Here is a 26,819-nt window from a genome sequence, read left to right as displayed (position 1 = left end):
CCTAGTGTCGGTCCCGGATGCTGAAATAGATGAGAATGCCGGTGGCCCAGATCATCGTCAGGAAAAACCCGATGATCCCCAGCAAGGTCCAGCGTTGCGGAAACTGCGCCGATTCGGCCAGCGTCGGGCGCACATGGGCGGCCAGATAACGCGATTGCCGGCGCGCTTCGGCCTGGGCCATGTCATACCCGGCCAGTGCCGCGCGATAGGTTTGTTCCGCGAACAGCAGATCCGCGCTCAGCCCTTCGAAGCGCGCGATCATCTCGCCGTAAAGCGCGCCGCCGGGACCTGCGCCGCCTTCGCCGAACTTGGCGCGCTCTTCCTCGATCCGGGTCTGGATCACGTCGATCTTGCGCTGCGCCTGAACGATGCGCGTGTCATCCGGTCGCAGCCCCGACGGCAGCATGTCCAGTTCAATCATCGCGGCAGCCAGCTGGCCCTGAAGCGAAGCCAGAACCCCCATCTGCCCCTGCAGATCGACGGTGGGGTCAACAATCTGGTTTTCGGTGCGGAAACGGGTCAGTTCCTGGCGCACGGCACGCAGACGGGCAAACGCCTTGTCCAGTTCCTCTTTCGCGAAACGCGTCGCATCATTGCGCGCCACCGCCGACAGCTCATTGATCATCTCCGAGCTTTCGTCGAACACCGTCTGCGCCACCAGCCTTGCATCCTGCGGATCGAAGGCCAGAACCCGCAGCGCAATCAGCCCCGTCGCCTTGTCATAGGCCACGCGGATGTTGCGGCGCATGTGGTCGTGCAGATCCTCGATCGTTCCGTCGGGGTCCAAGGCGAACACCGGATCGCGCGGCCAGTTCCCCGAATAGATCCGGCGCAGGTCAAGCCTGGCATCCAGTTTCTCGACCAGTTCCTGGCTGCGCAGGAAATCATCCAGAATGTCACTGTCCGAAATCATCGAACCCGACAGCAGCGGAATTCCGCCCAGCACATCAAGCGAGGATTTGTATTCCTCCTTGCGGACCGAAAACGCCACCGTTGATGCATATTGGTCCGACGCCCAGAACCACAGATACCCCGCCGACAGCACAAGCGGCAGCGCCACAAACATCACAAAGGTGCTGCGCACCACATTGCGCGACCGGCCCAAGGCGCGCCGAAGCGGGCCGGAAAGCCGTGCCAGGGCCGTTTCCTGCCCATTGCCCACCGCCTGCGTCATGCGCCCCCCGCGATCCGCATCCGCCGTCTTTTGTTGGTCTGTCAATGGTCCCTCGCATCGGCTATGGCTTGTGCGACTTGGCCGTTGATTACATAACGACAGCCTGCAACGCCAGTAACAACTGCCCCACCCCATGATCGCCCGATGACCGCCGCCACCCAAAAGGACAGACCGAACCGGCAGTTCCGCACCTTCAGGACCATCGCAGCCCTGATGATGCGCGAAATGGCGACGACCTATGGCCGGTCGCCAGGCGGCTATGTCTGGGCGCTGGTCGAACCGATCGGCGCGGTGGCGATCCTGACCCTGCTGTTTTCGCTGGCCTTTCCCGCACCACCCATGGGCAAGAGCTTTGGGCTGTTCTACGCCACCGGCTATCTGCCCTTCATGCTGTTCAACGACATGTCACGAAAGGTGTCTTCGGCGATCAAATTCTCGCGCCCGCTGCTGAACTATCCTGCGGTGACCTATGTCGATGCGCTTCTGGCACGGTTCTTCCTGACACTGCTGACGCATTTCGTGGTCGCCACGCTGCTGCTGGGCGGGATCGGGCTGCTGTTCGAACCGAACCTTCACCCCGATATCCCGCGCACGATCCTGGGCTTTGTGTCCGCGGGACTGCTGGGCTTTGGGGTCGGGGTGTTCAACTGCTACCTGATGACCGATTTCCCGGTCTGGGAACGCGCCTGGTGGGTTCTGACGCGGCCGTTGTTCATCATTTCGGGGATTTTCTTCACCTATGACAACCTGCCCCCGGTGGGGCAGGACATCCTTTGGTATAACCCCTTGCTGCACACCGTCGGGCTGGTGCGCGACGGGTTCTACATCACCTACAATGGCAATTATATCAGCGTTCTCTATATCATGCTGTTCGCCGCCATCTTCGGGCTGATCGGAATGTTGCTGGTGCGCCTGAAATACCGGGACTTTCTGGAATGACCGCAACGCACGGCATGTCGGACAAATTGTAAGAAGTCTGTATCGCCCGGGCCGCCCGTGTTGAGAAATGGGTAAGACTCGCGGCCTAGCCTCAGCCCTGCACGGGGGTGCATGGGAATGGGGATTGGGGATGCCAAGGTTCTGGCATGGCGCCACGCTGCTTGCGGGCGTGGAATGGTATGTTTCCGCACTGACGGATCTTGAGGTCGTCTTGCCGGGTGACGGGGTCTATCTGCTGGGCACGACCGGCCTTGGTGGCGGGGTATCAAGCTTTCGTCTGGATGTGGGGGCGGCGCCCGTCTTTCTGGGCGGGCAGATGCTGTCGGGTCTGTCGCATCTGACCCCGCCACAGGTCGAACTGCTGACGACCGGCCCGGGGGCGCTGGTGATCGCAACGGGGCTGAATACCGCCGTGCCGAATGCCTGGCATCTGGGCAGCGATGGCACGCTGGGGGGACAGGCCAACGCCGATCTGTCCGGGCTTTCCTTCGACGGTCTGCTTGCGACGGCACAGATCAGCGTTGGCCCGACCACCTACATCTATGCCGCCCGCACCAACACCCTGACGCCCGAGGTACTGCGTCTGACGGGCACGGGCGCGCCTGCCCCCGTGGCCGAGGCCGGCGGGAACGCGGCGCATGGGTTCAACCTGCTGGAAACGGTGTTCAGCGATGGCCAGCCGATCCTGCTTGCCGCATCGACCGGGGGCAATGTCCTGCGCAGCCTGCCGATCCGGCCCGATGGAACGCTTGGCGACGCGCATGAGGTTGCGATGGAATCCGGTATCGGCTTCAACGCACCCAGCGCGCTGGTCACGGCTGAGCTGAACGGCAAGACCTACGCGATCATGGGCGCCAGCGTCAGTTCGTCCCTGACCGTGTTTGAGGTGCGGCCAAGCGGGGAACTGGTGCCGGTCGATCACATCGTGGACAGCCTGACCAGCCGGTTTGCACAGGTCAGCGTCCTGCGCAGCTTTGCCGTGGGCGAACAGATGCATGTCCTGGCAGGCGGCGGCGATGGCGGGTTGTCGCTGTTCACGCTGCTGCCCGGCGGGCAGCTTCACTATCGCACGACGGTCAGCGACACGGCCCAGATGACCCTGGCCGATCTGTCCGCGCTGGCGGTCTGGGTCGGACCCGAAGGCATCGTCCAGATCCTTGCCGGCAGCGAAAGCGAGGCCGGGATCACCCAGCTGATGCTGGACCCCGGCCCGGGCGGCGTGACACAGGTCGCCGCACCCGGCCAGACCCGCATCACGGGCGGCACCGGCAATGATATTCTGATGGGCGGTGCCGCGGCGGTCGAGATCGCAGGCGGCGCGGGCGACGACATCCTTGCATCCGGGGGCGGCACGGCAACGCTTTGGGGCGGTGCGGGCGCCGATCGGTTTGATCTGTCGCTGAACGGTCGCAGCAACCGGATCATGGATTTTGAACCCGGCACGGATATCATCGACCTGACCCGGATGCCGTTGCTGCGGTCGGCGGCACAGCTTGAGATTGTCCCGACGGCCTCTGGTGCCACGCTGCGTTTTCTGGGCACCGAGGTGCGGATCGAAACGATGCAGGGCACCCCCCTGTCCGAGACCGCCGTTGCCGCCGCGATCCAGTTTCCCATCGCGCGCTATACCCCGGGCCTGGATTGGGCAAGCCTGTTCACCCCCCCGCCAGACGAGCCACCCGTTGCCCCGATGCCCGAGGACATCGTCGACCAGAACCTGCCTGGCGCAACCGGGGACGACATTCTGACAGGCGGCCACGGCAATGACACGCTTCTGGGCGGCGCAGGGAACGATACGCTGGACGGCGGCCCCGGCAATGACGTGCTGACCGGGGGCACGCTGACCCTGACCGCGCCAGGTCTGTTGCTGGCGAATTTCGGCCGCCTTGCCGGGGGATGGGTCTCGCAAGAGGTCTACCCCCGCCTGCTGGCCCAGTCCGCACAGGGCGACATCGCGATCGGCTTCGGGATACGGGGCGCCTATGTCAGCACGCTTGACCCCGACAACGGCACCGCTGCGGCCAGCCTGATGATCGCGAATTTCGGTCGCAACCAGGGCTGGACCAGCTTTGACCAGTTTCCGCGCATGGTCGGGGATTTCAACGGTGACGGCATCGACGATGTCGTGGGCTTTGGCGTCAGGGGTGTGTACGTTTCCTACGGCACCGTCTCGGGCAGCTTTGAACCCGCCCGCTTTGCCGAGGCCAATCTGGGGGTGAACCAGGGCTGGAAAAGTTTGGCCGTCCAGACCCGCGCGGTTGGTGATGTGAACGGGGACGGCATTGACGATCTTGTCGGGTTTGGCACCCGTGGAACCTTTGTTGCCCTGGGCATGGCCGAGGGCGGGTTCACCAAAACCGCCTTTTATCTGAACAATTTCGGCGCGGTGCAGGGCTGGATAGACAACAACCGTTTCCCCCGTATTCTGGCCGATGTGAACGGCGACGGGATGGATGACATCATCGGCTTTGGCGCACGCGGCGTCTTTGTCGCGCTGGCCGAACCGGGCAGTTTTGGCCCCGCGCGCATGGTGCTGCAGGACTTTTCCGTCCAGCAAAGCTGGACCGATTTCGACAAGCAGCAGCGCATCGTGGCCGATTTCAATGGCGACGGGTTTGCCGATATCCTGGGAATCACGGGCGACACGATGCGGATCGCCCTGTCGCTGGGGAATGGCACCTTCGACAAGGTCCGCGAGTTCAGCGCACCGTTGCACGGCGACTGGCTGGGGCAGAACCTTGAACCGCGGCTGTTTCGTGACATCGATGGCGACGACATCATGGATGTGGTCACCTTCACATCACAGGGCATCACCCTGTCGTTTGGCCTGCCCGATCAGGACACGTTCATCTTTCACGATGGCTTTGGCCAGGATGTGATCACCGATTTCGACTCGCTTTCCGCGCGGGAACGAATCGATTTTTCGGGCCATTCCGCCTTTTCCAGCTTTGCCGATGTTGCCGCAGCGATGCAGCAGGTGGGCGAAGATGTGGTGATCAGCGCCAGTGCCGACCAGTTGATCCTGCAGAACGTTCTGCTGACAACGCTTGACGCCGATGATTTCCTGTTCTGAACCGGTCGCTCAACGCAGCCGGTTCAGCAGCTCAACCGAGGGATAGCCATCCGGTGTCATGCCGTTCGCGCGCTGAAAGGACTCGATCGCCGCAATGGTGTTGGGCCCGATCTTGCCATCCGTACCTTGCGTGTCAAAGCCCCGCGCGCTCAGCCGTTCCTGCAATTCCTTGCGTTCAGCCACGCTCAGCGCGCGGTCACTGCGCGGCCAGGGGGCGCGGAACGCACCCTTGCCGCGGACGCGATCCGACAGGTGGCCCACGCCAATCACATAGGAATCGGCCGCGTTATAGCGTGAAATTGCGGTAAAGTTGGAAAAGATCATCAAGGCTGGCCCCCGCGCGCCCGCCGGCAGCAGGATCGAGGCCGCGCCAAACCGATCCGGCACCGCGGCGCCGTCAGCACCGCGCACACCCAGCGCCGCCCATTCGGCGGGGGATTTCTTCACGTTCTTGCCCGCCAGCGCATAGTTGAAACCGGGCGGCAACTGCACCTCGATCCCCCAGGGCTGCCCCTTGACCCAACCCGAACGCGCCAGATAGGCCGCGGTCGAGGCCAGCGCATCGGTCGGATCATCCGACCAGATGTCGCGCCGCCCGTCGCCAGTGAAATCCACCGCGAAAGACAGGTAAGACGTCGGGATGAACTGCGTATGCCCCATCGCGCCGGCCCAGCTTCCGGTCATATGCGCCGGGTCCACATCCCCCGCCTGAATGATCTTCAGCGCCGCGATCAGCTGTTCGGAAAAGAACGCGCCACGCCGCCCATCATAGGCCAGCGTGGCCAGCGCCGGAATGATCTGCATGGTGCCGCGGTTCTTGCCATAGTTGCTTTCCATGCCCCAGACGGCGGCGACCACCTCGGCCTCGACGCCATAGCGCGCCTCGATCGCGCGCAGGGTCGGCCCGTATTGCGTCATCATCGCCCGACCGTTTTCGATCCGCGTGTCGGAAACGGCGCTATCCAGATATTCCCAGATCGCCTTGGTGAATTCCGCCTGGCTGCGGTCGCGTTCAATGACGCGGGGATTATAGCGCAGGTCACGCATCGCGCGGTTCCAGGTCGCTTCGGAAATCCCGGCCGACAGGGCCTGTGGCCTGAACGCCGCCGCCCATGCTTCAAGCCCGCGCTGCGCCTCGGCCGATGCAGCGGGGATCGGGTCAACGGCGGACTGCATGACGGCACCTTTGGCAAGGGGACGGGGCGATTCCGTGGGCGCCGCACAGGCGGTCAGCCCCGAAAGCGCAAGAATGGTGATGGATGCTGCCTTGACTGCCTGTTTCACGATCTGCCTGCCTTTGCTTTTTGCACAAGTGTAGCAAGCGATCCGGGGAAGGCAAATCACCATTGGCCCATCATTGCACCTTCGGATGATCCTTGCCGAAAAACGGCGTCAGCTGGGCCACGATCACCGAATTTTCATCCAGCGCGCGCTGCATCAGGACGCGTTCTTCGACGTCGATTTCGTGACCCTGCTTTTCGCGTTCCGCGATCGTGCCATAGCCGGTCACATCCAGTGGCGCCAGATCGGCCTGCTTCAGGATCGCCACGGTTTCGCGCACCGCCTCGGCCTCGTCGACGCCGCTGGCATAGCACAAAAGACCCGCCCCGGTGGCGCCCCTGGGCAGACCGTCATCCTTGGACCGGCCCACCTCGACCAGCAGGGTGTAAACCTGCTGGGGGCGCTTTTCCCTGGGTTTTTCGGGCGTATCAGTCACGAAGCAGCTCGTTGATCGAGGTCTTGGACCGGGTCTTGGCATCCACCCGCTTCACGATCACCGCGCAGTAAAGATTCACGCCGTTCTTCGACGGCATCGTGCCCGACACCACGACCGAACCGGCCGGAACCTCGCCATACATGACCTCGCCGGATTCACGATCGACGATCTTGGTGGACTGGCCGATATAAACGCCCATCCCCAGGACCGAGCCTTCGCGGACGATCACGCCCTCGACCACCTCTGACCGGGCGCCGATGAAGCAGTTGTCCTCGATGATCGTGGGGCCGGCCTGCATCGGTTCCAGCACACCGCCGATGCCAACGCCGCCCGACAGGTGCACGTTCTTGCCGATCTGCGCGCAGGACCCGACGGTGGCCCAGGTATCGACCATCGTACCTTCGTCGACATAGGCGCCAAGGTTCACGAAGGACGGCATCAGCACCACGCCCTTGCCGATGAAGGCGGATCGGCGCACGACGCAATTGGGCACCGCGCGGAAACCCGCGGCCTTCCACTGCGCCTCGCCCCAATGGGCGAACTTGCTGTCAACCTTGTCCCACCAGCTGCCGCCCTGCGGCCCGCCGGTCTGGACCTCCATGTCCTTCAGGCGGAACCCCAGCAGCACCGCCTTTTTCGCCCATTGGTTCACATGCCATTTGCCGTCGGCCTGACGTTCGGCCACCCGCAGGACGCCTTGGTCCAGCGCGTGCAGGGTGGATTCGATCGCATCGCGGACCTCGCCCTTGGTGGCGGGGGTGATCGTATCGCGCGCCTCCCAGGCGGCTTCGATGGCGGTTTCAAGGGCGGCGTTCGACATGGTGTCCCCTTTGCTCTGGCGCGTTTCATGTGGTTTTGTCGGGGATCAGCCTATAGTTGGAAGAAGGCCATCGCGCAATCCGGCGCGGGCGCCCGGACCGAAAGGACGACGATGAAAGACGACACCCGCAGCCATCCGTTCCGCGACAGCCATCAGGATGCCCGCGCCGCCGAGGCCGTGCCAGATACGCCACAGACGCGCGCACCGGCCTACCGGCTTTCGTTCCTGGACACCGATTTCCTGATGCGCGAGGAACTGCGCCCGGTGCGGCTGCAGCTGGAACTTCTGAAACCGCAGATGGTGCTGGACGAACGCGGGGTGAAAACGACCGTCGTGCTGATGGGGTCTGCCCGCATTCCCGAACCCGGGCAGACAGGCAAGGCCGAGGGTCTGGCACAATGGTATGACGAGGCCCGCAAGCTGGCGCGGCTTGTGACCGAACGCAGCCTGAAAACCTATGGGCGCGAGGATGTCGTGGTCACCGGCGGCGGCCCCGGCATCATGGAGGCCGGCAACCGCGGCGCGCATGAGGCGGGCGGCCATTCCATCGGGCTGAACATCGTGCTGCCGCATGAACAGGCGCCCAACGGCTATGTGACGCCGGACCTGTGTTTCAACTTTCACTATTTCGCGATCCGCAAGATGCATTTCCTGATGCGGGCCAAGGCCATCTGCATCTTCCCGGGCGGGTTCGGCACGCTGGACGAAATGTTTGAAAGCCTGACCCTGATCCAGACCCGCCGGATGAAGCGGGTGCCCTTCATCCTGTTCGGGCGCGCGTTCTGGGAAAAAGTCGTGAACTGGCAGGCGCTGGTTGAGGCCGGAACGATCTCGGCCGAGGATCTGGACCTGCTGAGTTTTGTCGAAACCGCAGAAGAGGCGGTGGCGATCATCGACGGCTGGGATTACGGCTGCGACTGACCCCGGCCCGCGCGCGGGTGGCCGGGGGATTTATGTGAGTATTTTTGCCAAGAAGAAGCAGGGCGCGTGACGATCACAGCCCGGCTTCGGCCGCAATTTCGGCGCGCGACTTGCGGGCACGTTCAGTGGCGGATTTCAGCTGGCCGCAGGCGGCCATGATATCCTCGCCGCGCGGGGTGCGGATCGGACTGGCGTAACCGGCCTTGTAGATGATGTCGGCGAAGGCCTCGATCCGGTCCCAGTCGCTGCGCTGATAGGGGGCGCCGGGCCATTCGTTGAACGGGATCAGGTTGATCTTGGCGGGGATGCCGCGGATCAGCCTGACCAGACGTTTCGCATCCTCATCACTGTCATTCACGCCCTTGAGCATGACATATTCGAAGGTGATCCGTTCGCTGTTGGACAGGCGCGGATAGTCGCGCAGCGCGGCCAGCAGGGTTTCGATGTTCCATTTCTTGTTGACCGGCACCAGACGGTCGCGGACCTCATCCGTCGTGGCGTGGAAGCTGACCGCCAGCAGACAGCCGATTTCCTGCGCCGTGCGCGCAATTTCCGGCACGATGCCCGAGGTGGACAGCGTGATCCGGCGGCGCGACAGGCTGATGCCCTCGCCGTCCATCACCACCTGCATCGCGTCGCGGACGTTTTCAAAGTTATACAGCGGCTCGCCCATGCCCATCAGCACGACATTGGACACAAGGCGCGTTTCATCCTTGGGCTCGCCCGGCTTGGGCCATTCCCCCAGATCGTCGCGCGCCAGCATCACCTGGCCCACGATTTCCCCCGCCGTCAGGTTGCGGACAAGTTTCTGCGTGCCCGTGTGGCAGAAGGAACAGGTCAGCGTGCAGCCCACCTGCGAGCTGATGCACAGCGTGCCGCGGCTTTCCTCGGGGATGTAGACCACCTCGACCTCATGCCCGCCGGCGATCCGCACCAGATATTTCCGCGTGCCATCCATCGAGACCTGTTTGGACACCAGTTCCGGCACCTGGATCACGAATTTATCCGCCAGCAGCGCGCGGTAATCCTTGGCAAGGTTGGTCATCCGGGCAAAGTCGCGCACGCCCCAGTGATAGACCCATTGCCAGATCTGCCCCACGCGCATCCTGGCCTGTTTTTCGGGCGTCCCCGCCTCAATCAACGCCAGGCGCAGCTGGTCGCGGGTCAGGCCCACGATGTTGCGCCGATCCCCCTCGGGCAGTTTGCGCGGGATGGTCAGCAGGTCTTGCGTGATCGGGGCGGTGGCGTCGGTCATCGGTCTCTCGGGGATGGGGCAAGCCGTGCATATAGGGGATTCGCGCGCCAAAACCTAGAGGCAATGAAAAAGGCCCCGGAAACCCGGGGCCCCCTTGCGCACGGGCGCAGATTATTTGCAGCGGGTTTCGGCATCCTGGGTGGCCGCGGTAAAACCCAGCAGGGAAAAAAGGTCCTTGGTCTGCGTACCCCGGCCCGAACGGCCGGTGACCACGGCCTCTGACCCCGCCTTCATCGCGGCGATGATCCTGGTGTCGTCTTCTGGCGATCCGGCCCAGGCGCCTTCGCCTTGCGTGAACAGGGTGAACTTGCTGCCGCCGACATCCAGTTCCACGGTCGATCCTTCCGCGAAGGGATAACCGCCGATGAACGACACCTCGCCGCCGGCGCCGGGGCGATAGGTCACGAACAACAGGATATCCCCGCGCCGCACCGCGACGGGCTGCCCGTCACGGGTGTTCACCGTTTCCTTCGGGGCCGAGACGCCCCAGCATTCCTTGGGGCTGTCGCCGACAAAAACGCTCCAGTCGGTATTCGCGGCGACGCGGGCTGCATCCTGTGCCGACGCGACCGGCCCGATGGCCAGCGATCCGGCGAAAAGCGCGGCGCCCAGGGCGCGCTGCACGAAGTCTTTCATGGTTCACAGCCTCCAGCTGCCAATTGCCTCTGCCCGCCTTGCGGAACCTTCACGGTTTCCTTTTTTAGAATGGCGCGGCACATTTCAACTCGATATCCAAGTGATAACGCAAATGTGCCGCAAGGGGAAACCCCCCGGGCAGGATTTCGCGCATGGAGGGCAGACAATGGCAGCGGTGGACATGATCGAGCTGTGGCGGGGCGGGATGCTGGAAAGCGTCCATCGGGGCCATGCCGTGATCTGGGGTCCCGCCGGGATCGAGGCCGCCTGGGGCGATCCGGCGGCGGTGATCTTTCCGCGGTCGTCGTGCAAGATGGTGCAGGCGCTGCCGCTGCTGGAAAGCGGGGCCGCGGCGGCGGCGGGGCTGTCTGACCGGCAACTGGCACTGGCCTGCGCAAGCCACAATGGCGCGGCGATCCATACCGATGCGGTGGCGGACTGGCTGGGCGCGCTTGGCATGGGCGAGGCCGACCTGCGCTGTGGTGCGCACATGCCGCAGGACAAGGCCGCCAACAAGGCGCTGACCTGTTCGGACACCGCGCCTTGCCAGTTGCACAACAACTGTTCGGGCAAACACGCGGGCTTTCTGACGCTGGGCCGGCATCTGCGCGCGGGCCCCGAATATGTCGAGCTGGACCATCCCGTCCAGCGCGCGGTGAAGGCCGCCTTTGAAGAGGTTACCGGCGAAAGCTCGGCCGGGTATGGCATTGACGGCTGTTCGGCCCCGAATTTCGCCTGCACCCTGTCGGGCCTTGCCCGCGCGATGCAGTTCTTCGCGGCCGCAAACCCCGATGGCCCCGTGCGTGAGGCCGCCGCCGCGCGGCTGGCGCGCGCCATGGCCGCCTTCCCCGAAATGGTCGCGGGCGAGGGTCGTGCCTGCACCGGGCTGATGCGCGCCATGGGGGGCCGTGTCGCGGTCAAGACCGGGGCCGAGGCGGTCTTTGTCGCCATATTGCCCGATCAAAGGCGCGGAATTGCGCTGAAGATCCTGGACGGCGGCACCCGGGCATCAGAAGCGGCTATCACGGCGCTTCTGATCAGGCTGGGCGCGCTGGCGCCGACCCACCCGGTGGTCACAAGGTTGCTAAGCGGCAAACAAAAGAACTGGCGCGGGATCGAAACCGGCGAACTGCGCCTGGCGCATGGGTTTGGCTGATGGTCCGCCCGGGTCCTGCGATCAGATCATCTGCCAGATCAGCCGCAGCGCCAGCGCCGTCGAGGTGATGACCAGCAGCGGCTTGATCACCCGCGCGCCCACCCGCATCGCCAGCCGCGATCCGATGCGCGCACCCGCGACCTGTGCCAGCCCCATTGCCAGCCCTGTCACCCACCAGGGCGCCCCGATCGCGGCAAAGGCGATCAACCCGCCCAGATTCGAAGAAAAATTCAACAGCTTGGTATGCGCCGTGGCCTTCAGCACGCCATAGCCGGCCAGCGTGACAAAGCCGATCATGTAGAACGCCCCCGCGCCCGGCCCGATCAGCCCGTCATAAAAGCCGATCAGCGGCACGACAAAGGCGGTGAAGGCTGCCGGTGTGATGCGTTGATGACGGTCGGTATCGTCCAGTCCTTTCTTGAAGGCGAAGAAGGCCGCGATACCGATCAGCACGACCGGCAGGCCCAGCCGCAGCCCCTCGGTCGGCAGCACGCTGACCAGAAGCGCGCCCACCAGACCCGCGACAAAGGCCAGCGCCGCCGCCCCGATCTGGCTGCGCAGCCTGACATGCCCCGAAGCCGCATAGCTTAGCGCCGCCGTGGCCGCGCCAAAGACGCCCTGCACCTTGTTGGTGGACAGCGCCTGCAGCGGGCTTGCCCCCGCCAGCAACAGTACCGGCAGCGTGATCAGCCCGCCCCCGCCTGCGATACTGTCGACAAACCCCGCAGCGAAGGCGGCGGCGATCAGCAACAACGCAATCTCGAATGAGACTTCAAACATGGGCGGCTCCGGGCAGGCGGTCATTCATCCGCCGCCCGTGGGGCAAAGTAAAGTGCAATCGCGGGGCTACCGCTTGGCCCCGGCCGGGGCTAGTTTGCATGCATGAGCGGGGGACCAGGATGATCGCAGAATATGATGCGCTGGATGCTGTTGCCATGGCCGCGCTTGTGGCGCGCGGCGATGTGACGGCGGCAGACCTGTTGGATACCGCTTTGGCCCGGACCCGCGCGCTGAACCCTGCGCTGAATGCGGTGGTCTGGCAACAGCCCGATCTGGCGCGGCGGCATATCGCGCGGGGGCTGCCGGCCGGCCCGCTGCGGGGGGTGCCGTTCCTGCTCAAGGATCTGGGCGCGGAATCGGCCGAATTCCCCTGCGCCTCGGGCTCACGCATCCTGCCGCCTGCGACGGAAAGCGCCGACAGCGCGATCTGGGACCGTATCCGGGCCACCGGCGTTGTCACCTTTGGCCGCACCACCGCGCCCGAAAACGGGATCGGTGTCACGACCGAGGCGGCGGTCTATGGCGGGCCCACCCGCAACCCTTGGGATCTGTCGCGCACGCCGGGCGGATCGTCGGGCGGGGCCGGGGCGGCGGTGGCGGCCGGGATCGTGCCGGTGGCGCATGGATCGGACGGGGGCGGGTCGATCCGCATACCGGCCGCCTGCTGCGGGCTGTTCGGCTTCAAGGCCACACGGGCACGCCTGCCCGATGGCCCGTTTTCCGGCGAGGGCTGGGGCGGAATGGCGATCGACGGCTTCCTTAGCCGATCTGTGCGCGACACCGCGGTGCTGCTGGATGCCTGCGCCGGCCCCGATCCGGGCGCGCCCTACTGGCCGCCGCCGCTTGCGCGCGGCTATGGCGATGCGATCACCCGCCCGCCACCGCGCCTGCGCGTAGCGATCTGCGACACCACCTTGACCGGCACCCCGATCGACCCCGAGGTGGCCGAGGCCGTGCGCGATGCAGGCCGGCTGCTGGAATGCCTTGGGCACGTGGTCGAGCCTGCCCGCCCCACCGCCGATACCGAGGCGATGATGCATGCCTGGACCCGGATCGTCGCCTGCGGCACCGCGCTTTCGGTCCGCACCGATCTGGGCGGGCGCCCGCTCTCCCCCGATCTGGTCGAAGGCGTCAGCCGCGGCGCCTGCGCCTATGCCGAAACGCTCTCGGGCGCGGATTACCTGCAGGCGCTGGGCCAGATCCACGCCTATGGCCGACAGATGGCCGACTTTTTCGCCCGCTTTGACATCCTTCTGACCGCGACCCTGGCCGAACTGCCCGCCCGGATCGGCCGCTTTTCCCATGAGACCGAGGATTTCGTGCATTTCCGCACCGGCCCCGGCATGGTCTTTGACTATTCGCCCTTCTGCGCGGCCTTCAACGCCTCGGGCCAGCCCGCAGCATCGCTGCCACTGGCCTGGTCGACCGGAGGCCTGCCGATCGGCATCCATCTGGCAGCGCCCTTTGGCGCCGACGAAACCCTGATCGCGCTCTGCGCCGAACTGGAAGCCGCCCGCCCCTGGTTCCACCGCCGCCCGCCCCTTGCAGCGACGGCGGGCCCGTAATGACACCGGCCCCACGATACGCCGCGCTTGCGGCTTTCGTCGCACCGGCCCGGCCAAGGGCGCAATGGTGGCGGCTGCTGGTCGCCCTGGCGCTGATCGGCGCGCTATATTTCGCGGCGATCCAGGCGCTGATCGCGGCGCTGGCCAACCTGCTGGGCACCTGGCGCGCCGCGCAGATTCTGCTGGAACTAAGCACGGCGGACACGCCACGCGGGGTGATCGTGCTGTTTGCGACCTTCCTGCCGCTTTGCGCCGCGATGCTGGTGGCGACATGGCTGATCCACCGGCGCAATCCGGGCACGCTCATCGGCCCCCTGCCCCGCGCCATCGCCGACTTCACGCGCACCGCGCTGCCGCTGACGGCGCTTTGGGTTGCGCTGCTGCCACTGACCGCCCTGTCCCCCGAAATCGGTAAAAGCACACCCCTCGCATCCCTGCTGACCTGGGCCCCCGTCGCGCTGCCGTTGCTGTTGGTCCAGGTCGCGACCGAGGAGCTTTTGTTCCGCGGCTATCTGCTGCAGCAACTGGCCGCCCGAAGCACGGCGCGGCTGGTCTGGATGGTCGCGCCCGCCGCCCTGTTCGGCGCGCTGCATTACGCCCCCGGAACCTTCGGCGCGAATGCGATCTGGCCCGCGCTCTGGGCTGCGGCCTTCGGCTACCTGGCCGCCGACCTGACCGCCCGGACTGGCACCATCGGCGCCGCGGTCGGGCTGCATTTTGCGACCAATGCATCCGCGCTATTCTTGGTCGCGCTTTACGGCCACATGGATGGCCTGGCGCTTTACACCATCGTGATCAACCCGCGCGATGCCGGCCAACTTCTGCCCTGGCTTGCGGTGGATGCGCTGGCGCTGCTGATCTCATGGCTTCTTGCGCGGCTTGTGCTGCGCGTCTGATTGCATTTCCGCGCCGCCCGGCTTATCTGGGGCGCACGCGACGGAAGGGGGGCTTGCCCGATGAACTGGATCTCGAACTACGTCCGACCGAAGATCAACTCGCTCTTCTCGCGCCGCGAGGTGCCCGAGAACCTTTGGTCCAAATGCCCCGAATGCGGCACGATGCTGTTCCATCGGGAACTGTCGGAAAACCTCAACGTCTGTACCAACTGCGATCACCACATGGCGATCACGCCGCGCGCACGCTTCACCGCGCTGTTCGACGGCGGCATCTTCACCGAGGTCAGGGTTCCCGAACCGATCACCGATCCGCTGCAGTTCCGCGACCAGAAGAAATACCCGGACCGCCTGAAGGCCGCGCAGAAATCCACCGGCGAGAAAGAGGCGATGCTGGTCGCCGAGGGTGAAATTGGCCGCACCCCGATCGTCGCCGCCGCCCAGGATTTCTCGTTCATGGGCGGGTCGATGGGCATGTATGTCGGCAATGCCATCATCGCGGCGGCCGAACGCGCGGTGAAACTGAAACGCCCGCTGGTGCTGTTTTCCGCCGCGGGCGGCGCGCGCATGCAGGAAGGCATCCTGTCGCTGATGCAGATGCCGCGCACCACCGTCGCGGTCGAACTGCTGCGCGAGGCAAACCTGCCCTATGTCGTCGTGCTGACACATCCCACCACGGGCGGTGTCACCGCCAGCTATGCGATGCTGGGCGATGTCCAGATCGCCGAACCCAACGCCCTGATCTGCTTTGCCGGGCCGCGCGTGATCGAACAGACGATCCGTGAAAAACTGCCCGAAGGTTTCCAGCGCGCGGAATATCTGCTTGACCACGGCATGCTTGACCGCGTCACCCACCGGACGAAACTGCGCGACGAACTCATCACCATCCTGCGCATGCTGATGCGCAAGCCCCCCGCGGTTGCGGGCGACCTGCCCGCCCCCAAGGCCGAACCCGCAGCCGAAGACGCAACAAAGACCGCCTGACACCTTCGGCTTTGTCCAAATATCCCGGGGGTCCGGGGGCAGAGCCCCCGGCCTGCCCGCCGTTCCAGGGGTTATCATGGCGCAATCCTCCGATGACATCCTTGCCCGCCTGATGGCGCTGCATCCCAAGGTGATCGATCTCACCCTCGATCGCGTCCACCGGCTTCTGGCCGCGCTTGGCCATCCCGAAAGGGCCTTGCCCCCGGTGATTCACATCGCCGGCACCAATGGCAAGGGATCGACACAGGCGATGATCCGCGCGGGGCTGGAATCGATGGGCCAGCGCGTCCACGCCTACACCTCGCCGCATCTGGCACGGTTTCACGAACGCATCCGTCTGGCGGGCGACCTGATCTCGGAACCCGCGCTGGCGGCCCTGCTGGATGAATGCGAAGCTGCGAATGCGGGCCAGCCCATCACCTTCTTCGAAATCACCACCTGCGCCGCCTTTCTGGCTTTCTCGCGCACCCCCGGCGACACGACCCTGCTTGAGGTCGGCCTTGGCGGCAGGCTGGATGCAACCAATGTCATCGACACGCCGCGGCTGACGATCATCACCCCCGTCTCGATCGACCATCAGCAATATCTGGGCGAAACCCTGCCCGAAATCGCGGGCGAAAAGGCCGGGATCATCAAGCGCGGCGTGCCGGTGATCGTCGGCCCCCAAACGCCCGAGGGGCTGGCGGTGATCGAATCCCGCGCCGCGCGCCTTGGTGCGCCGGTTCTGGCGCATGGCCAGCACTGGCATGTGGGCGAAGACCGTGGCAGGCTGATCTATCAGGATGAAACCGGGCTGCTGGACCTGCCCCTGCCCAATCTGCCCGGGCCCCATCAGATCCAGAACGCCGGGGCGGCACTGGCCGCACTGCGCCATCTGGGTGCCGATGAGACCACCTGCGAAGCCGCCGTCACCCGCGCCGAATGGCCCGCCCGGATGCAGCGCCTGCGCTGCGGGCCGCTGGTTGCCGCCGCGCCGCAGGCCGAACTCTGGCTGGACGGTGGCCACAACCCCGCCGGGGGCGAGGCCGTGGCCGCCACGCTGGCGCGCCTGCCCACCCGCCCCACGCATCTGGTTTGCGGCATGCTGAACACCAAGGACATCGGTGGCTACCTGCGCCCGCTGGCCGCGCGCGCCGCCAGCCTGACGGCCGTTCCCATCCCCGGCGAAGCCGCGACCCTGCCCGCCGAGGCGACCGAAGCCGCCGCCAGGGCCGCAGGCTTTGCCAATACCGCGGTCGCCGTCTCGGTGCTGGATGGGGTTCAGGCCATTGCCGCCCGCGACCCGCACGCGCGCATCCTGATCTGCGGCTCGCTTTATCTGGCGGGGCAGGTGCTGCGCGAAAACGGCTGAACACCCTCTGTGCGCCGATGCCACTTTGGTACCGCCGCGTTCCCGCCTATCTTGCGCAGGCAGGAACATCGGAGCAGCCCATGACACTTGAATTCGGCCTCGACACTTTTGGCGACATCACCCAGGACGCGCAGGGCCGTGCCCTTTCCGGCGCGCAGGTCATCCGCAACGTCGTGGCCGAGGGGGTTCTGGCCGACCAGGTTGGCCTTGACTACATCGGCATCGGCGAACATCACCGCAGCGATTTCGCGATTTCGGCGACCGAGCCGGTGATCACCGCGATCCTGCAGAAAACCGCGCGCATCCATGCGGGCAGTTCGGTCACGGTCCTGTCCTCGGACGACCCGATCCGGCTCTATCAGCGTTTTGCCACGATCGACGCGCTGGCGCCGGGCCGGGCCGAGGTTACGCTGGGCCGCGGTTCGTTCACCGAAAGCTTCCCGCTGTTTGGCTTTGCGCTGAACGATTACGAAACCCTGTTCGAAGAAAAATTCGAGCTGTTCACCCGCCTGCTGCGCGACGACCGGATCAGCTTCACGGGCAAGCATCGCGCGCCCTTGAAAGGCGTCACCATCTATCCGCGCGCCGAAACCCCGATCCGCACCTGGCTGGGCGTGGGCGGCAGCCCGGAATCGGTGATCCGGGCGGCCAGCCACGGCTTGCCGATGATGCTGGCGATCATTGGCGGCGATCCGGCGCGTTTCGCGGGCCATGTCGATCTGTTTCGCCGGGTCCATGCGCAGCTGGGCACCACGCCGGGCCTGCTGGGGGTGCATTCGCCGGGCCATATCGGCAAAACAGATGAGACCGCGCGCCAAAGCTTTTTCGCGGGCTACAAGGCCATGCACGACCGGATCGGCGCCTCACGCGGCTGGCCGCCCTTCCGGCGCGAGGATTTCGAACGCGAAATCGCCCACGGCTCGCTTTACGTCGGCGGCCCGGAAACAGTTGCCGCCAAGATCGCGCGCACCGTGAAAATCCTTGGTCTGCAACGCTTCACGCTGAAATACAGCGCCGGTCCCGTCAGCCACGACAGCCTGATGCGCTGCATCGAGCTTTATGGCACCCGCGTTGCCCCCCTTGTGCGCGAGATGCTGGCCTAGCCCGGCATCTGGCCCCATTCGGCGCCCTGCATTTCACGCAGGCGCGATGCCGTGCGTTCAAATTCAAAGGTGCCCTCGCCCTCGATATACAGCCGCTCGGGTTCATCCGCGGCTGAACAGATCAGGCGTACCTTCGCCTCATAAAGCGCGTCGATCAGCGTGACGAATCGCTTGGCCTCATTGAAGTTCGCGGCCGACAGCAGGGGGATGTCATCGACGAACAGCACCCGCACCGTCGCAGCGATGGCCAGATAATCGCCCGGGCCCAGCATCGCGGCGCACAGATCCCAGAAGGACGCACGCCCCACCCCGTTATGGTAATGCGGCAGCACCAGTTCGCGGCCCTTGACGGTCAGGACCAGACGGCTGGCCGCATCATGGCCGGTCAGCTCATCCCAAAGCCCGTCCATTGCCGCACGCGCAGGCACACCCGCCGGCGTGAAATAGACCTGCGCCCCGGCCAGCCGGTGCTGGCGGTAATCGGTTTCGCTTTCCAGTTCGTGCACATCCATCTGCCCCCGGATCAGGGCGATGAACGGCAAGAACAACTGCCGGTTCAGCCCGTTCTTGTACAGATCCTCTGGTACCCGGTTCGAGGTGGTCACGACCGTAACCCCCATGTCGAACAGATATTCGAACAGCCGCCCCACGATCATCGCATCGGCGATATCGGTGATCTGCATTTCGTCAAAGCACAACAGCCGCACGTCATCGGCCACCGCCTGCGCCACCGGGCGGATGGCATCCTGTACATGGGTCTTGCGCACCTCGTGCAGCCTTGCTTGAATTTCCTGCATGAAGGCGTGGAAATGCACGCGCCGCTTTGGCACGGCCACCGCCTCGCAGAACAGATCCATCAGCATAGACTTGCCGCGCCCGACACCGCCCCACAGATAAAGCCCGCGTGGCGCCGGCGGGGCCTTGGCGAACCGGCCCAGCAACCCGCCCTTGCGCGGTGTCTCCAGCGCGGCGCGCACCGTTTCCAGCATCGGCAGAACCGATCGTTGCGCGGCATCGGCCCGCAGGGTCCCCGCGCTGACACGGGCGTCATAGATCTGGGTCAGGGTCTGTTTCATGACGCTTCGCATAGCGCGCGCATGCGCGATTGAAAAGCGGCTCTGCCGCGCTCCCGCTTCCGCCCCTGGCTTGAGCCCGCGTTGCGCTTGGCATAGGCTCGCCGCACCGTATCTTGCGACAGGAGCCTGCGATGACCAAAGCGATCCCCCAGCGCCTTCACCTTGCGTTTGGCGGCGCGCTGGTCGATCTGTCCCTTCCCCGGCCCACGGATATGGACAAGCGGCATGCCGCCGGGATCGTCCCCAATTCCGCCGCGTCCCGGCGCAGCGCGGATGATGCCCGGCTGCGTCACGAGGAGGCCGCCAGATCGGCCACGGGGGATCTTGGCACCTGACAGGATTGCACCGATGCGCCGGTCCCTTCTGCTTTGGCTGCATCTGCTGCGGCAGCCGCGCGCCCAGCGGCCGTCCTACGGCGGGACGCTGGCGGGCGTGGCACGCCCGGCGGGGACCCTGGTCTGGCTGCATGTGCCCCGCGGTGCCGCGAACACGGCAGCGGCGCTGATCGCGCGTCATCTGATCGCGGCGCGACCGGCCTTGCAGGTCCTGGTAACCACCGCCGAAGGCGCGCTGGACGGCAACGGCCTGCCCGGCATCACCCAGATGCAGCCCGCGCCCGAAACGCTGGGCGACATCAACGCGTTCCGCGATCACTGGCAGCCGGATCTGGGCGTCATCCTGGGGGCCGGGGCCGCGCCCGCGCTGATCGCAGGGATGGCCGGGGCCGGTGTGCCCCTGTTTCTGGCCAATGCCAGGCTTGGCCCGGCCGAGGCCGCGCGCTGGCGGTTTCGCCACGGCATGGCACGCGCGCTTCTGTCGCGGTTTGTGCGGATCATGGCCGAAGATCAGCCAAGCGCCGCCACGCTGGCCCGTCTTGGCGCGCCGCGCGACCGGCTGGAGGTTGCCGGCCAGTTGACCGAGCCACCCGTACCCCTGCGCTGTTCCGAGGCCGAACGCACCTCGATCGCGGCGCAGATGCGGGCGCGCCCGGTCTGGCTTGCCACCGCCGTGCCGCCGGCCGAACTTGACGCGGTAGTTACCGCCCATGCCCATGCGCTGCGCCATGCCCATCGGATGCTTCTGATCCTGGCCCCCGAAGACGGCGGTACCGCCATCGACCTGGCCCAGCGCCTGGAGGCCGAGGGCTGGGACATCGCCTGCCGCATGCGCGAAGGCGAACCCGATGAGGATACCCAGATCTTCCTGACCGACGATCCGGGGGAATACGGGCTGTGGTATCGGCTGGCGCCCGTGGCCTATATGGGCGGCACGATCAGCGGCACCGGGTTTGCGCCGCGCCCGCCTGAAGAGGCGGCGGCCCTTGGTGCGGCCATCCTGCATGGACCGCAGGTCGCGCCCTATGCCGCGCAATACGCCCGCCTGACCGAGGCGCGCGCCGCCCGTGCCGTGACCGATGGCGCCAGTCTGGGCGAGGCGGTGGCCGATCTTATCGCGCCGGACAAGGCGGCGATCCTGGCGCATAATGCCTGGGCGGTTACCTCGGGCGGGGCGGGTGTTGCCGAACGCGTGACCCGGACCATCCTGGCCGTGCTTGATGGCGCCAAGACCGCGAAACAAGGGGCAGGATGATGCGCGCACCGATATTCTGGTACACCCCGCAGAACCGCCCGGCCTGGCAGGCGCGCCTGCTTGCACCGCTGGGGGCGCTTTATGCCGCCGGCACGGCACGACGGCTGGCCCGGGGCGCGCGTGAACGGGTGGATGTGCCGGTCATCTGCGTGGGCAACATCAATGCCGGCGGCACCGGCAAGACCCCCACCGTGATCGCGCTGGCACAGCACCTTGCCGCGCGCCGGGTTGCCGCCCATGTCGTCAGCCGCGGCCACGGCGGTAACCTTGACGGCCCCGTTCAGGTAAATGAACGCCACCACAGCGCCGCCGAAACCGGCGATGAACCGCTGCTGATATCAGCCTTCACCCCCACCTGGGTCGCCAAGGACAGGGCGGCGGGCGCGCGCGCGGCGGTGGCGGCGGGCGCGCAGGCGATCATTCTGGATGACGGGCACCAGAACGCATCGTTGGCCAGGGATCTGTCGATCGTCGTGGTCGATGCCGCCAGGGGCTTTGGTAATGGCCGTTGCCTGCCTGCGGGGCCGCTGCGCGAACCCGTGGCGGTTGGGCTTCGGCGTGCGGATTTGCTGCTGTCCATCGGCGCCACCGGCGCGCAGGCGGCCTTTGCCCAAAGCTGGGGCGCAGCGATCAACATCCCGCATCTGACCGGCGCGCTGTGCCCGCTGCAGACGGGAATGGATTGGCAAGGCCTGCGTGTTCTGGCCTTTGCCGGGATTGGCCATCCCGAGAAATTCTTTGCCACGCTGCGCGGGCTTGGCGCCGATCTGGTCCGCGGCGAGGCGCTGGAAGATCACCAGCCCTTCACCCCCGCGCTTCTGACCCGGCTGGAAAGCGAATCCCGCCTGCTGAGCGCGCAAATGGTCACCACCGAAAAGGACGCCGCCCGCCTGCCCGCCAGTTTCCGGCCCAAGGTGCTGGCGCTGCCGGTGCGCCTGCAGATCGACGACACCGCGCCCCTGGATGCCGCACTGGCCCGGATCGGGCTTTGACTGGCCCAGCGGATCGGTGTGGTTCCGGGGGCCATAGCCCCCCCCGGTCAGGCCTTCGCCTTCAGCGTCGCGCGAACCCGGGCGTCATGTTCGCCCAACTTCGGCGAGGGCCGGTCCAGCGCCAGATCCGCCCCCGAGAAGGTCACCGGCAGCCGCACCCCCGGCACACCATCCGGCGCGATCTGCATCCCGCGCGCGACGATCTGCGGATCGGCAAAGACATCGGCCATTTCATTGATCGGGCCGGCGGGCACACCGCGGGTCTCACAGGCGGCCAGCAGATCGGCGCGGGTGAAGGCCCGGCTTTTGCCGGCGATCAGCGCGCCAAGTTCATCGCGGTTGGCGATACGGTCGGCATTGGTCAGATAGCGCGGATCTTCGGCCAGATCGTCCAGGCCCAGAATGGCGCACAGCTTGCGATACTGGCTGTCATTGCCCGTCGCCAGAATCACGAAGCCATCCGAACAGGGAAAGACCGCGTAGGGCACAAGGTTGGGATGTGCATTGCCCATCCGCTGCGGCGATACGCCCGTGGCCAGATAGTTCATCGCCTGATTGGCCATGATCGCGGTGGCCACGTCGAACAGGGCCATGTCCACATGCTGCCCTTCGCCGGTGGCATTGCGCTGGTGCAGCGCCGCCAGAATCGCGGTTGAGGCATAGATGCCGGTGAACACATCCGTCACCGCCACGCCCACCTTCTGCGGCTGGCCATCGGGTTCGCCGGTCACGCTCATCAGGCCCGACATGCCCTGGATGATATAGTCATAGCCCGCCCGGTGCGCATAGGGGCCGGTCTGGCCAAAGCCGGTGACCGAACAATAGATCAGCCGCGGGTTGACCGCGCGCAGCGAGGCGTAATCCAGCCCGTATTTCGCCAGACCGCCGACCTTGAAATTCTCGATCAGGATGTCGGCACCGGCCACCAGTTCGCGCACGAAGGCCTGGCCTTCGGGGGTGCGGAAATCACAGATCACCGATTGCTTGCCGCGATTGGTGGCGTGGAAATAGGCCGCCGTTTCCTCGCCGTCGCGGGTGATGAAAGGGGGGCCCCAGCGGCGGGTGTCGTCGCCTTCGGGCGCCTCGACCTTGATCACCTCGGCGCCCAGATCGGCCAGGATCTGGCCCGCCCAGGGGCCAGCCAGAATCCGCGCCAGTTCGACGACTTTCAGCCCGTTCAGCGGTGTCATGATTACTTCGCCAGTTCCTTGTCAAGGATCGCCTTCAGATCCTCATAGCTCATGTTGGAATGTTTCGTGCCGTTGATGACCAGCGTGGGCGTGGCCGAAATGTCATCGGCGGTTGCGTTCTTCTGATAGGTTGCCACCATCTGCTGGGCCCGCGCCTGATCGTTCAGGCAGGCCTCCAGCTGATCCCCGCTCAGCCCGGCCTTCAGCCCGATCTTGCGCAGATTGGCAGCGACGGTCGCATCCTGGCCATTGCCGATCCAGTCGCGCTGGGTGTCATAGATCATGTCGGCGATAGCGAAATACTTGGGCGCGCCGCCGCAGCTGGCGACCAGCCCGGCCCAAAGGCCGAACTTGTCGAAATACACCTCGCGGTGGATAAAGCGGACCTTGCCGGTATCGACATAATCGGCCTTCAGCCGGTCCACGACGTTTTCGTGGAAGCTGGCGCAATGCGGGCAGGTGAAGGACGCATATTCGATCAGCGTAACCGGCGCATCCTGCTGGCCCATAACCATGTCGGGCAGGATCTGCGCATCGCCGGTTTCCTGCGCCACGGCGGCCAGGCTAAGCGCGCCATCGGCAGGGGCCGCGCCACGCGTCAACCACCAGCCGCCACCGGCCAGAACCACGGCAGCCAGCGCACCGGCCAGAAGCTTGGAAGAAGTCGTCGTCATCGGTCAGCCTTTCTTCGACGGGGCCCGGTTCGCGGCCCGGGATAAGACATTGGCGGCAAGGGTTTCAAGAGCGGCCCGCAGGCCGGGGTCTGAAAATCCCTGCGCGGTTTCGCTGGCGCGGGCGCGGATCTGGGGGTCCGGCGCGGCAGGGGGCGGGGGTTTGGGCGCGGGGGCGAACTGGGCCTGCCCTTCGGCAAAGCCGATCGGGGCGGTCTGCGTCAGGATCACGCGCGAAATCGCGTTATAGCCATAGCAGGCGTTGACCCGTTCGCGGATGCGGGGCAGCTGCATCTGCAACATCGGTGCCGCCGCGCCGATCGTCAGCAACGTCAGCGTGGCGCCAAAGCCGCCCTTGGCATAGCCGATCTTGACCGGCCGGGTCTGGGCGGCGATGTCCTCGCCCACGACTTCGGACCAGTGTGTCAGAAGACGCGAAACGGCAAATCCGCGCGCCTCGCCGGCGTTGCGGATACGGTCCTTGACCAGGCCGGCCGCGGGTTCAAAGCCGCGCATCCTGCGGCTGGCCCCGCCACCGCCCATGCCCTTGACCGCGCCCTTGACCATGCCCGCCCGTCTTTCCCTTTGCCCCGTCCTATTCTAGGCAGGTAGCGAGGCATTGCCAGCGGATAGCACCGAAGGGGGGCATAAAGATTGCGTGACGACACCGACAGCCTGATCGGCGCTGCGCTGCTGGACTGGTATGACCGCGAAGCGCGCGTGATGCCCTGGCGCGTCGGCCCGGCCGAGCGTACCGCCGGGCAGCGCCCGGACCCCTATCGCGTCTGGCTGTCCGAGGTGATGCTGCAGCAGACCACCGTTGCCGCGGTGCGCGCCTATTTCCGCCGGTTCACCGAGACCTGGCCCACGGTCCACGATCTGGCCGCCGCCGGGGACGGCGCCGTGATGGCGGCCTGGGCCGGACTTGGCTATTACGCCCGTGCGCGCAACCTTTTGAAATGCGCGCGCGCGGTGGTGCAGGATCACGGCGGTCAGTTTCCCGGCGATGCCCAGGCCCTGCGCGCGTTGCCCGGCATCGGCCCCTATACCGCCGCCGCGATCGCCGCGATCGCCTTTGACGAACCGGCGGTGGTCGTCGATGGCAATGTCGAACGCGTGGTCAGCCGCCTGTTCGCGGTGCAAACGCCGCTGCCCGGGGCCAAGCCGGAACTGGTCGCGCTGGCCGGCCGGATCACGCCGCAGGCGCGCCCCGGCGATCATGCCCAGGCGATGATGGATCTGGGCGCCACGATCTGCACCCCGCGCAGCCCCGCCTGCGGGATCTGCCCGCTGCGGGGTCGGTGCCAGGCACAACAGGCGGGCATCGCCGCCGATCTGCCGCGCAAGGCGCCCAAGGCCGCCAAGCCGGAACGGATGGGCTTTGCCTATGTTGCGCGCGACCCGGCGGGCGGGGTGCTGCTGGAACGCCGCCCGGACCGGGGCCTGCTGGGCGGCACCCTGGGCTTTCCCGGATCGGATTGGTCCGAAACGCCCAGCCCTGCCCCGCCCTTTCCCGCCGACTGGCGCGCGGCGCCGGGCGTCGTGCGCCACACCTTCACCCATTTCCACCTGACCCTGCGGGTCTTTGTCACGGTGACCCCGGGGACAGACGGCTTTACCCCGCGCGCCGATTTCCGCCCCGCCGCCTTGCCCACCCTGATGCGCAAGGTCTGGGCGCTGGCCGAGGGCGCCGATTGGCCGCAGCGGGGGTGATTGCGCGCACCCCGAACGCGCCGCTATCATCCGCCGCACAGCGACCTTACCACCGTGACCTTGCCGAGGAACCCATGTCCACCGCCACCGACATCCGCCGCCCCGGACGCGCCCTGCCCTTCTGGCTGTCGCTGGGGATGGTACCACTGGCCGCCCTGGGGGCGGTGGCAGGCGGCTGGACGGTGCTGCTGCTGCCCATTTACGGCTGGGTGATGGTCAGCCTGCTGGACGCGCTTCTGGGCCTGAATGAGGACAACCCCGACGTCACAACCCCCGACGCGGACCTGTTCTGGTACCGGCTGATCACGCTGATCTGGTTTCCGGTCCAGTTCCTGACGATTTTCGGCCTGATCTGGTGGGCCACCCACACCAATCATCTGGGCCTTGCCGAAACGCTGGGACTGTTTTTCGGCGCGGGCGTGATTTCGGGATCGATCGGGATCGTCTACGCGCATGAACTGCTGCACCAGAAAAGCCCAGCCGAACGCTGGCTGGGCGATCTGCTGCTGGCCATGGTTCTGTATTCCCATTTCCGCACCGAACATCTGCTGGTTCACCACCGCTATGTCGGCACCCCCCGCGATGCGGTGACGGCGCGCTACAACGAAGGCTTCCACCGCTTTTTCTGGCGCGTGCTGCATGACTGCCCGGCCTCGGCCTGGCGGGCCGAAGCGATGATGCTGGCCCGGGCGGGCCGTCCCGTCTGGCACCGCAGCAACCCGTTCTGGCGCTACGCAGGTTTGCAGGCGGCGGCACTGGTGCTTGCCTTTGCCGTGGGCGGCTGGGCGGGGCTGGGCCTGTTCGCCTTTCAGGCCTTCGTCGCCATCTGGCAGCTGGAACTGACCAATTACATCGAACATTACGGCCTGACGCGGGAATACCGGGGCGAGGGGCGCTATGAACATGTCCTGCCGCGGCACAGCTGGAACGCGCCGCAAACGGCGTCGAACTGGCTGCTGATCAATCTGCAGCGCCATTCCGACCACCATTTCAAACCTGAACGCCGCTTTCCCCTGCTACAGACCTACCCCCCGCAAGAAGCGCCACAGCTGCCCCTGGGTTACCCCGCGATGGCCGCGCTGGCGATGATCCCGCCCCTGTGGCGGCGGCGGATGAACCCGCGCGTTCGCGCCTGGCGGCGGCAGCACTATCCGCACATCACCGACTGGGGCGATTACAACAAGGGCAGGACGCCGCTGCCGCGCGGATCGGCGTGACGC

25 protein-coding genes are annotated in these 26,819 nt (G+C 66.0%); 14 read left to right on the top strand and 11 right to left on the bottom strand.

What is annotated here, in order from left to right:
- Window position 1 precedes the first annotated feature (1 nt).
- On the bottom strand, window positions 2-1,174 hold the full coding sequence (locus ACK8OU_RS04305) for a sugar transporter (RefSeq protein ID WP_410302156.1): 1,173 nt from the start codon (window positions 1,172-1,174) through the stop codon (window positions 2-4).
- 144 nt (window positions 1,175-1,318) lie between these two features.
- Between ACK8OU_RS04305 and ACK8OU_RS04300 the strand changes: the two genes are divergently transcribed.
- A complete protein-coding gene (locus tag ACK8OU_RS04300; protein ID WP_410302155.1) occupies window positions 1,319-2,113 on the top strand; it encodes an ABC transporter permease in 795 nt (264 codons plus the stop codon).
- A gap of 130 nt (window positions 2,114-2,243) precedes the next feature.
- Window positions 2,244-5,186, top strand: coding sequence for an FG-GAP-like repeat-containing protein (locus ACK8OU_RS04295; protein ID WP_410302154.1), 2,943 nt, complete (start codon window positions 2,244-2,246; stop codon window positions 5,184-5,186).
- 9 nt (window positions 5,187-5,195) lie between these two features.
- Here the strand turns inward: ACK8OU_RS04295 and ACK8OU_RS04290 are convergent, their stop codons facing one another.
- The 3 genes from ACK8OU_RS04290 to dapD all read right to left on the bottom strand — a co-directional run bounded on the left by ACK8OU_RS04290 (window position 5,196) and on the right by dapD (window position 7,723).
- Window positions 5,196-6,362, bottom strand: a complete 1,167-nt coding sequence (locus ACK8OU_RS04290; RefSeq protein WP_410302153.1) for a lytic murein transglycosylase — start codon at window positions 6,360-6,362, stop codon at window positions 5,196-5,198.
- Window positions 6,363-6,540: 178 nt separating this feature from the next.
- On the bottom strand, window positions 6,541-6,903 hold the full coding sequence (locus ACK8OU_RS04285) for a hypothetical protein (RefSeq protein ID WP_410302152.1): 363 nt from the start codon (window positions 6,901-6,903) through the stop codon (window positions 6,541-6,543).
- Entirely contained in the window at window positions 6,896-7,723 is an 828-nt protein-coding gene (dapD, locus tag ACK8OU_RS04280) for a 2,3,4,5-tetrahydropyridine-2,6-dicarboxylate N-succinyltransferase (RefSeq protein WP_410302151.1), read from the bottom strand. Before dapD ends, ACK8OU_RS04285 begins: the two co-directional genes overlap by 8 nt.
- 111 nt (window positions 7,724-7,834) lie before the next feature.
- On the opposite strand from dapD, the gene ACK8OU_RS04275 reads away from it, so the two are divergent.
- Window positions 7,835-8,644 carry an LOG family protein gene (locus ACK8OU_RS04275; protein WP_410302150.1) on the top strand — a complete coding sequence of 270 codons (810 nt, stop codon included), beginning with the start codon at window positions 7,835-7,837 and terminating at the stop codon, window positions 8,642-8,644.
- 73 nt (window positions 8,645-8,717) lie between these two features.
- Here the strand turns inward: ACK8OU_RS04275 and rlmN are convergent, their stop codons facing one another.
- Both rlmN and ACK8OU_RS04265 read right to left on the bottom strand, forming a co-directional pair.
- The gene (rlmN, locus tag ACK8OU_RS04270) at window positions 8,718-9,899 is read right to left on the bottom strand and encodes a 23S rRNA (adenine(2503)-C(2))-methyltransferase RlmN (RefSeq protein ID WP_410302149.1); all 1,182 of its coding nucleotides are present in this window, start codon (window positions 9,897-9,899) and stop codon (window positions 8,718-8,720) included.
- A gap of 111 nt (window positions 9,900-10,010) precedes the next feature.
- Window positions 10,011-10,535, bottom strand: a complete 525-nt coding sequence (locus ACK8OU_RS04265) for an invasion associated locus B family protein (protein WP_410302148.1) — start codon at window positions 10,533-10,535, stop codon at window positions 10,011-10,013.
- 166 nt (window positions 10,536-10,701) lie between these two features.
- On the opposite strand from ACK8OU_RS04265, the gene ACK8OU_RS04260 reads away from it, so the two are divergent.
- A complete protein-coding gene (locus tag ACK8OU_RS04260) occupies window positions 10,702-11,691 on the top strand; it encodes an asparaginase (protein ID WP_410302147.1) in 990 nt (329 codons plus the stop codon).
- Between the two features lie 21 nt (window positions 11,692-11,712).
- On the opposite strand, the gene ACK8OU_RS04255 is transcribed toward ACK8OU_RS04260, so the two are convergent.
- Window positions 11,713-12,471, bottom strand: a complete 759-nt coding sequence (locus ACK8OU_RS04255) for a TSUP family transporter (RefSeq protein WP_410302146.1) — start codon at window positions 12,469-12,471, stop codon at window positions 11,713-11,715.
- Between the two features lie 119 nt (window positions 12,472-12,590).
- On the opposite strand from ACK8OU_RS04255, the gene ACK8OU_RS04250 reads away from it, so the two are divergent.
- The 5 genes from ACK8OU_RS04250 to ACK8OU_RS04230 all read left to right on the top strand — a co-directional run bounded on the left by ACK8OU_RS04250 (window position 12,591) and on the right by ACK8OU_RS04230 (window position 18,367).
- The gene (locus ACK8OU_RS04250; RefSeq protein WP_410302145.1) at window positions 12,591-14,036 is read left to right on the top strand and encodes an amidase; all 1,446 of its coding nucleotides are present in this window, start codon (window positions 12,591-12,593) and stop codon (window positions 14,034-14,036) included.
- Window positions 14,036-14,932, top strand: coding sequence for a CPBP family intramembrane glutamic endopeptidase (locus ACK8OU_RS04245; RefSeq protein WP_410302144.1), 897 nt, complete (start codon window positions 14,036-14,038; stop codon window positions 14,930-14,932). Before ACK8OU_RS04250 ends, ACK8OU_RS04245 begins: the two co-directional genes overlap by 1 nt.
- Window positions 14,933-14,992: 60 nt before the next feature.
- Window positions 14,993-15,913, top strand: a complete 921-nt coding sequence (gene accD, locus ACK8OU_RS04240; RefSeq protein WP_410302143.1) for an acetyl-CoA carboxylase, carboxyltransferase subunit beta — start codon at window positions 14,993-14,995, stop codon at window positions 15,911-15,913.
- A 76-nt stretch (window positions 15,914-15,989) separates the two neighbouring features.
- Window positions 15,990-17,264: a bifunctional folylpolyglutamate synthase/dihydrofolate synthase gene (locus tag ACK8OU_RS04235; RefSeq protein WP_410302142.1), complete on the top strand. Its 1,275-nt coding sequence runs from the start codon at window positions 15,990-15,992 to the stop codon at window positions 17,262-17,264.
- An 80-nt stretch (window positions 17,265-17,344) separates the two neighbouring features.
- On the top strand, window positions 17,345-18,367 hold the full coding sequence (locus tag ACK8OU_RS04230; protein ID WP_410302141.1) for an LLM class flavin-dependent oxidoreductase: 1,023 nt from the start codon (window positions 17,345-17,347) through the stop codon (window positions 18,365-18,367).
- On the opposite strand, the gene zapE is transcribed toward ACK8OU_RS04230, so the two are convergent.
- A complete protein-coding gene (gene zapE, locus ACK8OU_RS04225) occupies window positions 18,364-19,443 on the bottom strand; it encodes a cell division protein ZapE (RefSeq protein WP_410302140.1) in 1,080 nt (359 codons plus the stop codon). The two genes, ACK8OU_RS04230 and zapE, sit on opposite strands and share 4 nt — an antisense overlap.
- Before the next feature lie 131 nt (window positions 19,444-19,574).
- Between zapE and ACK8OU_RS04220 the strand changes: the two genes are divergently transcribed.
- From ACK8OU_RS04220 to lpxK, 3 genes are read left to right on the top strand one after another with little or no spacing between them, the layout of a single operon-like run.
- A complete protein-coding gene (locus ACK8OU_RS04220; protein ID WP_410302139.1) occupies window positions 19,575-19,778 on the top strand; it encodes a DUF4170 domain-containing protein in 204 nt (67 codons plus the stop codon).
- Between the two features lie 13 nt (window positions 19,779-19,791).
- Window positions 19,792-21,033, top strand: a complete 1,242-nt coding sequence (locus ACK8OU_RS04215; RefSeq protein ID WP_410302138.1) for a 3-deoxy-D-manno-octulosonic acid transferase — start codon at window positions 19,792-19,794, stop codon at window positions 21,031-21,033.
- The gene (gene lpxK / locus ACK8OU_RS04210) at window positions 21,033-22,025 is read left to right on the top strand and encodes a tetraacyldisaccharide 4'-kinase (RefSeq protein WP_410302137.1); all 993 of its coding nucleotides are present in this window, start codon (window positions 21,033-21,035) and stop codon (window positions 22,023-22,025) included. Before ACK8OU_RS04215 ends, lpxK begins: the two co-directional genes overlap by 1 nt.
- Window positions 22,026-22,072: 47 nt before the next feature.
- Here the strand turns inward: lpxK and ACK8OU_RS04205 are convergent, their stop codons facing one another.
- Genes ACK8OU_RS04205 through ACK8OU_RS04195 form a run of 3 tightly spaced genes read right to left on the bottom strand, consistent with a single transcriptional unit; the run spans window position 22,073 to window position 24,453 of the window.
- Complete coding sequence (locus tag ACK8OU_RS04205) at window positions 22,073-23,218, bottom strand: CaiB/BaiF CoA transferase family protein (protein WP_410302463.1); 1,146 nt, start codon at window positions 23,216-23,218, stop codon at window positions 22,073-22,075.
- Window positions 23,218-23,889, bottom strand: a complete 672-nt coding sequence (locus tag ACK8OU_RS04200) for a DsbA family protein (protein ID WP_410302136.1) — start codon at window positions 23,887-23,889, stop codon at window positions 23,218-23,220. The genes ACK8OU_RS04205 and ACK8OU_RS04200 overlap by 1 nt, the downstream gene beginning before the upstream one ends.
- A gap of 3 nt (window positions 23,890-23,892) precedes the next feature.
- A complete protein-coding gene (locus ACK8OU_RS04195) occupies window positions 23,893-24,453 on the bottom strand; it encodes a DUF721 domain-containing protein (protein ID WP_410302135.1) in 561 nt (186 codons plus the stop codon).
- A gap of 87 nt (window positions 24,454-24,540) precedes the next feature.
- On the opposite strand from ACK8OU_RS04195, the gene mutY reads away from it, so the two are divergent.
- Together mutY and ACK8OU_RS04185 are read left to right on the top strand one after the other, a co-directional pair.
- Window positions 24,541-25,599 carry an A/G-specific adenine glycosylase gene (gene mutY, locus ACK8OU_RS04190; protein ID WP_410302134.1) on the top strand — a complete coding sequence of 353 codons (1,059 nt, stop codon included), beginning with the start codon at window positions 24,541-24,543 and terminating at the stop codon, window positions 25,597-25,599.
- A 74-nt stretch (window positions 25,600-25,673) separates the two neighbouring features.
- Complete coding sequence (locus ACK8OU_RS04185; protein ID WP_410302133.1) at window positions 25,674-26,816, top strand: alkane 1-monooxygenase; 1,143 nt, start codon at window positions 25,674-25,676, stop codon at window positions 26,814-26,816.
- Window positions 26,817-26,819: the final 3 nt, after the last annotated feature.

Source organism: Pontitalea aquivivens, assembly GCF_046507575.1.
Lineage (GTDB): Bacteria > Pseudomonadota > Alphaproteobacteria > Rhodobacterales > Rhodobacteraceae > Pontitalea > Pontitalea aquivivens.
The sequence above is the reverse complement of the archived record's forward strand: the minus strand, read 5'-3'. Positions and strand labels throughout refer to the sequence as shown.

Coding starts and splice junctions, on each gene's coding strand:
- ACK8OU_RS04305 (WP_410302156.1), bottom strand. CDS start 1,174: ATGACGCAGGCGGTGGGCAATGGGCAGGAAACGGCCCTGGCACGGCTT.
- ACK8OU_RS04300 (WP_410302155.1), top strand. CDS start 1,319: ATGACCGCCGCCACCCAAAAGGACAGACCGAACCGGCAGTTCCGCACC.
- ACK8OU_RS04295 (WP_410302154.1), top strand. CDS start 2,244: ATGCCAAGGTTCTGGCATGGCGCCACGCTGCTTGCGGGCGTGGAATGG.
- ACK8OU_RS04290 (WP_410302153.1), bottom strand. CDS start 6,362: ATGCAGTCCGCCGTTGACCCGATCCCCGCTGCATCGGCCGAGGCGCAG.
- dapD (WP_410302151.1), bottom strand. CDS start 7,723: ATGTCGAACGCCGCCCTTGAAACCGCCATCGAAGCCGCCTGGGAGGCG.
- ACK8OU_RS04275 (WP_410302150.1), top strand. CDS start 7,835: ATGAAAGACGACACCCGCAGCCATCCGTTCCGCGACAGCCATCAGGAT.
- rlmN (WP_410302149.1), bottom strand. CDS start 9,899: ATGACCGACGCCACCGCCCCGATCACGCAAGACCTGCTGACCATCCCG.
- ACK8OU_RS04265 (WP_410302148.1), bottom strand. CDS start 10,535: ATGAAAGACTTCGTGCAGCGCGCCCTGGGCGCCGCGCTTTTCGCCGGA.
- ACK8OU_RS04260 (WP_410302147.1), top strand. CDS start 10,702: ATGGCAGCGGTGGACATGATCGAGCTGTGGCGGGGCGGGATGCTGGAA.
- ACK8OU_RS04255 (WP_410302146.1), bottom strand. CDS start 12,471: ATGTTTGAAGTCTCATTCGAGATTGCGTTGTTGCTGATCGCCGCCGCC.
- ACK8OU_RS04250 (WP_410302145.1), top strand. CDS start 12,591: ATGATCGCAGAATATGATGCGCTGGATGCTGTTGCCATGGCCGCGCTT.
- ACK8OU_RS04245 (WP_410302144.1), top strand. CDS start 14,036: ATGACACCGGCCCCACGATACGCCGCGCTTGCGGCTTTCGTCGCACCG.
- accD (WP_410302143.1), top strand. CDS start 14,993: ATGAACTGGATCTCGAACTACGTCCGACCGAAGATCAACTCGCTCTTC.
- ACK8OU_RS04235 (WP_410302142.1), top strand. CDS start 15,990: ATGGCGCAATCCTCCGATGACATCCTTGCCCGCCTGATGGCGCTGCAT.
- ACK8OU_RS04230 (WP_410302141.1), top strand. CDS start 17,345: ATGACACTTGAATTCGGCCTCGACACTTTTGGCGACATCACCCAGGAC.
- zapE (WP_410302140.1), bottom strand. CDS start 19,443: ATGAAACAGACCCTGACCCAGATCTATGACGCCCGTGTCAGCGCGGGG.
- ACK8OU_RS04220 (WP_410302139.1), top strand. CDS start 19,575: ATGACCAAAGCGATCCCCCAGCGCCTTCACCTTGCGTTTGGCGGCGCG.
- ACK8OU_RS04215 (WP_410302138.1), top strand. CDS start 19,792: ATGCGCCGGTCCCTTCTGCTTTGGCTGCATCTGCTGCGGCAGCCGCGC.
- lpxK (WP_410302137.1), top strand. CDS start 21,033: ATGCGCGCACCGATATTCTGGTACACCCCGCAGAACCGCCCGGCCTGG.
- ACK8OU_RS04200 (WP_410302136.1), bottom strand. CDS start 23,889: ATGACGACGACTTCTTCCAAGCTTCTGGCCGGTGCGCTGGCTGCCGTG.
- ACK8OU_RS04195 (WP_410302135.1), bottom strand. CDS start 24,453: ATGGTCAAGGGCGCGGTCAAGGGCATGGGCGGTGGCGGGGCCAGCCGC.
- ACK8OU_RS04185 (WP_410302133.1), top strand. CDS start 25,674: ATGTCCACCGCCACCGACATCCGCCGCCCCGGACGCGCCCTGCCCTTC.